Below are 4,781 nucleotides of genomic sequence, written 5' to 3'. Positions count from 1 at the left end.
ATGTCCTTCAATACAACGATCATATCATCATTATTGATTGCGGCTCCAAGTTCCCTGACGAAAGCCTGCTAGGTATAGACTTAATTATTCCGGATATCTCTTACTTGTTAGAAAATAAAGATAAGATCCGAGGTATCGTCATTACGCATGGACACGAGGATCATATCGGCGGTATCCCTTATATTATCAAACAGTTAAACATGCCCATTTATGCTACGCGGCTAACACTTGGCCTTATTCAAATCAAACTGAAGGAACATGGACTACTTAAAACTACGATTTTACATGAGATTGATGCGAATACCAAGCTTGTTTTAGGGGACATACCCATTAGCTTCTTTCGAACTAACCACAGTATTCCGGATTGCCTTGGTATTGTCTTTGATACCCCGCAAGGCACGGTTGTGCATACAGGGGATTTTAAATTCGATTTAACACCCGTAAACGAACAATATGCAGATATACATAAGATGGCAGCTATTGGTCAAAATGGCGTACTTGCCCTGCTTTCGGAGAGTACGAATGCTGAGCGTCCAGGATTCACACCTTCTGAACGGTTAGTTGGTGACCATATTGAAGAAGCATTCATGAAGGCGACAGGAAAAATATTTTTATCGACTTTTGCCTCTAACGTCAATCGGTTACAGCAAGTCATTGATGCAGCGGATAAGACGAACCGTAAAATCGCACTTCTAGGAAGAAGCATGGTCAATGTCGTTGATATAGCTCTCAGGCTTGGTTATTTAACAATGTCGCCTGACATGTTAATTGAGTCTCAAGAAGTAAATCGATTTAAACCACATGAGCTAGTCATTCTGTGCACAGGAAGTCAAGGCGAACCGATGGCAGCACTTGCTCGATTAGCCAGCGGAACACATCGTCAAGTTGAGGTTTCCCGTGGTGATACCGTCATTCTAGCGGCCACGCCGATTCCTGGCAATGAGCGGAATGTCGCTCGTATCGTAGACAACCTGTTTGCCAAAGGTGTTAAAGTCATCTACGGTTCCGGATCCGTAACAGGGATGCATGTATCCGGACATGCTAGTCAAGAAGAATTAAAGCTCATGCTGACATTCATGAAGCCCAAATATTTCATCCCAATTCACGGTGAATATCGCATGCTTTATCAGCATCGATTATTAGCTGAAGCCGTTGGTGTCGAGTCTGACAACATTTTTATTATCAATAACGGAGAAGTCGTAGATTTCATCAACTCAGAAGCTTGTCAGGACCGTCATGTTCCGAATGGCAATACCCTCGTTGATGGACTCGGTATCGGAGATGTCGGTCAAATTGTCTTAAGGGACAGAAAAGTCTTATCGGAAGACGGTATGTTGATTGTTGTCATATCGCTTAGCAAATCGGATGGTAAAATCGTTACGGGTCCCGATATCATTTCGCGTGGATTCGTTTATGTCAAAGAATCAGAAGCGCTAATAGAAGATGTACATCGAATTGTTGTAACTACGCTCACACAATTACAAGAGTTGAAGACGAACCAGTGGGGGCTCTATAAACAAGCCCTGAAAGAAGCGGTAGGGAAATATTTATATTCGCAGACGAAGAGAAGGCCAATGATTTTGCCAATCATTATACAAGTGTAAGATAGGTGAATAATTGAATGTGGGATGAGACATCTTATTACAGGCTTTCATTCTAGTATCAAGGAGGGGAACTATATTATGGCAAAGCCAGACAATCGCGAAGATAATCCAGCTCGTATCCAGAATGCCATCGACCACACGATAGCCAATTTGCACGAATCTGAGGAGTATCTGGAAGAATTTGCAGATGAAATATCTGCGGATGAAAAGCAAGATCTTGAATCTAAGAATGCCCGTCGTCAAGTAGCCATCAGCGGCTTCGTTGAAGAGATTAAAGACGAATCGAACAACTGAGAAACTTGGAACACAAGCAAATGAAACAGAAAAAGGCTGCCGTTCATTCGGCAGTCTTTTTTATTCGCCGAAAATTAGATTTTAGGAAGTTGAATAGGTTATTATTAGACTGATAGAAGTAATTGTAATATACCTATTTTCAGCTGAACAAAGGAAGGAAGACGCACATGTCGACAACAGATAAAATTAAACTAACCTCCTATTCAACCAAGGGTGGCTGTGGCTGCAAAATTGGTCCAGCTGATCTATCTGAAGTGATTAAGAAATTGCCGCCGGCACTACCCAATCCGAACCTTCTTGTAGGCATTGACACAAGTGATGATGCTGGTGTTTATAAACTAAGCGAAGAGCTTGCGCTCGTACAGACGGTAGACTTTTTTACTCCGATTGTAGATGACCCGTATTCGTTCGGACAAGTAGCCGCTGCAAATGCGATAAGTGACATTTATGCCATGGGTGGCAGACCGTTAACGGCATTAAATATCGTTGCTTTTCCGATTCGTACGTTGGGCAAGGATGTGCTGGCTGATATATTACGTGGTGCTGGCGATAAAATGAAGGAGGCTGGTATCACTCTTGTTGGCGGACACTCGATTGATGATAACGAGCCTAAATTCGGTCTTGCTGTTACGGGGTTAGTACATCCTCAGAAGATACGAACCAATGCAGGAGCGGTACCAGGTGATAAATTGATATTGACGAAGCCAATTGGTGTAGGCATTTTGACGACTTCAATTAAGAAGGATCGATTAAATGAAGAAGAAGTTGCGCGGGTCACACAGGTTATGGCTACCTTAAACAAAACTGCGGCAGAAACGATGGAACCATACGATGTACATGCTTGCACCGATGTGACTGGATTTGGTTTGATCGGACACACGCTGGAGATGGCAAAAGGAAGTCAAGTTGGCATTCGAATTTCTTCAAACGATGTGCCACTATTACCAAGAGTAAGGGAATTGGCTGAAGAAGGATTCGTTCCAGGTGGCACAAAGAATAACTTCGCCCATGTACAAGATTCGGTTTCGTACCCCGACACGTTGGATCAAATCGGTCAATGGATACTATGCGATGCTGTCACCTCAGGCGGATTGTTAATCGCTGTGTCTGGTGACCAGGCAGAGGACTTACTCAGTCAAATGAAACTTGCGGGTGTGGAAGCTAGTATAATTGGTGAAACAACAGAAGAACATCCAGGTCGTATTGTCGTCATTTAAGCTATAAGGAGCGATACCATTGTTTCAAGACATCAGCATAGACGAGTTATTAGCGCTCAAAGATAAGAAAGAATTAGTTATGATCGATGTTCGTTCCCCATCTGAATTTCAGGATGCCACGATTCCCGGCAGTATCAATATCCCATTTTTTGATGATAACGAACGGGCAGAAATTGGCACCATTTATAAGCAAGTAAGTGTACAAGCGGCGAAGGATCGCGGACTTGAGATCATTTCTGCCAAGCTGCCAGCATTCGTCAAAACATTTGAAGGGATCAAGGCGCAAAAGGCTGTTTTCTGTTGGCGCGGCGGCATGCGTAGTCATTCGTCAGCTACTGTACTTTCTTTAATGGGCATACGAACGTATCGTTTAGCAGGTGGATTCCGTTCTTATCGTAGATGGGTGGTCGATACCCTAGAGAAGATGGATTTCAAACCTCGTGTATGTGTGATATCTGGGAATACGGGAGCTGGCAAAACAGCGATTCTAAGGCGTTTACAGGCGGAGGGCTATCCTGTTTTGGATTTAGAAGCGATGGCAGGACATCGAGGATCGATCTTTGGACATGTTGGGCTCCAATCAAACAATCAGAAGACTTTCGAGGCACATCTCGTTACGAACCTACTTAAATTGAAGGATTCTCCTTATATATTGATTGAGGGAGAAAGCAAACGTATCGGAAAAACAGTGATCCCTGAGTTCATTTTTAGTAAAAAGGAAACCGCAACTCACTTACATATCAACATGCCTATTCGTGAACGCGCTCGTCATATCATTGAGGATTATCGTCCTTGGGAAAATAAAGAACAGTTGATTAAAGCGTATAGTCACATTAAGGACCGAATCCACACCCCTATCGCGAAAGAAATTGAAATCGCTTTACAGGAAGATCAATTTGAAAAAGCTGTATGTCTTCTATTAGAGCATTATTATGATCCACGGTATGAACATGGGATGAGCAAGTATGAACAAGAGATTCGAGAAGTTCGTGCGATGGATGTAATGACGCTTGATGAAGCTGTTGAAGCTGTTAAAGCGTATGTAGAAACAGAAGATTTTAAGTGTTTGTATCCTACGTTGTTATGAGGTTGAGTGTAGGCATGGAGACAACAGCGAGAAAAGAGAATGAACAAAAGCGTATTTATCTCGACTATAATGCGAGTACACCGATTGATCCCGAAGTTTTAGATGAGATGCTGCCATTTTTATATGGACACTTCGGTAACCCATCGTCTTCTCATTGGGCTTCCGCTAAGATTGATGAAGCTATTCAACTTGCAAGACAGCGCATCGCAACATTGATCGGTTGTAAATCAAGTGAAATTGTCTTTACCAGCGGTGGTAGTGAGTCGAATAATCATGCCATCAAGGGAATTTATTTTGCTAATAAACATCGAGGCAATCACATCATTACGACGAAAATCGAGCATCCTTCTGTCATGAATCCATGTGGGTTTCTTGAATCGATCGGAGCAAAGGTTACATATTTAGATGTGGATGTTTATGGGCTAGTAAACCCCAATGAGTTGATAGCAGCTATCACTGAAGATACGATTCTTGTGACGATCATGCATGCAAACAATGAGACCGGAACCGTTCAACCGATCAAGGAAATTGCTGAAATCACGAAGAGTCGAGGGGTCATCTTCCACACCGATGCCGCAC

General features: G+C 42.8%; 5 protein-coding genes. All 5 read left to right on the top strand.

What is annotated here, in order from left to right:
* On the top strand, positions 1–1,604 hold a 1,604-nt coding region (locus AC1DVJ_RS30000; protein ID WP_477596409.1), incomplete at its 5' end, for a ribonuclease J.
* Positions 1,605–1,682: 78 nt separating this feature from the next.
* Entirely contained in the window at positions 1,683–1,898 is a 216-nt protein-coding gene (gene tlp, locus AC1DVJ_RS29995; RefSeq protein ID WP_477596407.1) for a small acid-soluble spore protein Tlp, read from the top strand.
* Between the two features lie 167 nt (positions 1,899–2,065).
* Positions 2,066–3,115: a selenide, water dikinase SelD gene (gene selD, locus AC1DVJ_RS29990; RefSeq protein WP_477596405.1), complete on the top strand. Its 1,050-nt coding sequence runs from the start codon at positions 2,066–2,068 to the stop codon at positions 3,113–3,115.
* A gap of 19 nt (positions 3,116–3,134) precedes the next feature.
* Complete coding sequence (mnmH, locus tag AC1DVJ_RS29985; protein ID WP_477596403.1) at positions 3,135–4,202, top strand: tRNA 2-selenouridine(34) synthase MnmH; 1,068 nt, start codon at positions 3,135–3,137, stop codon at positions 4,200–4,202.
* Positions 4,199–4,781 (top strand): cysteine desulfurase family protein (locus tag AC1DVJ_RS29980; protein ID WP_477596401.1); only part of this gene is annotated, 583 nt, incomplete at its 3' end. The genes mnmH and AC1DVJ_RS29980, both read left to right, overlap by 4 nt.

The organism is Paenibacillus sp. P4_A9 (assembly GCF_056402415.1).
Note: the sequence above shows the minus strand (reverse complement) of the source record. Positions and strands in the feature narration are given on the sequence as shown.

Coding starts and splice junctions, on each gene's coding strand:
- selD (WP_477596405.1), top strand. CDS start 2,066: ATGTCGACAACAGATAAAATTAAACTAACCTCCTATTCAACCAAGGGT.
- tlp (WP_477596407.1), top strand. CDS start 1,683: ATGGCAAAGCCAGACAATCGCGAAGATAATCCAGCTCGTATCCAGAAT.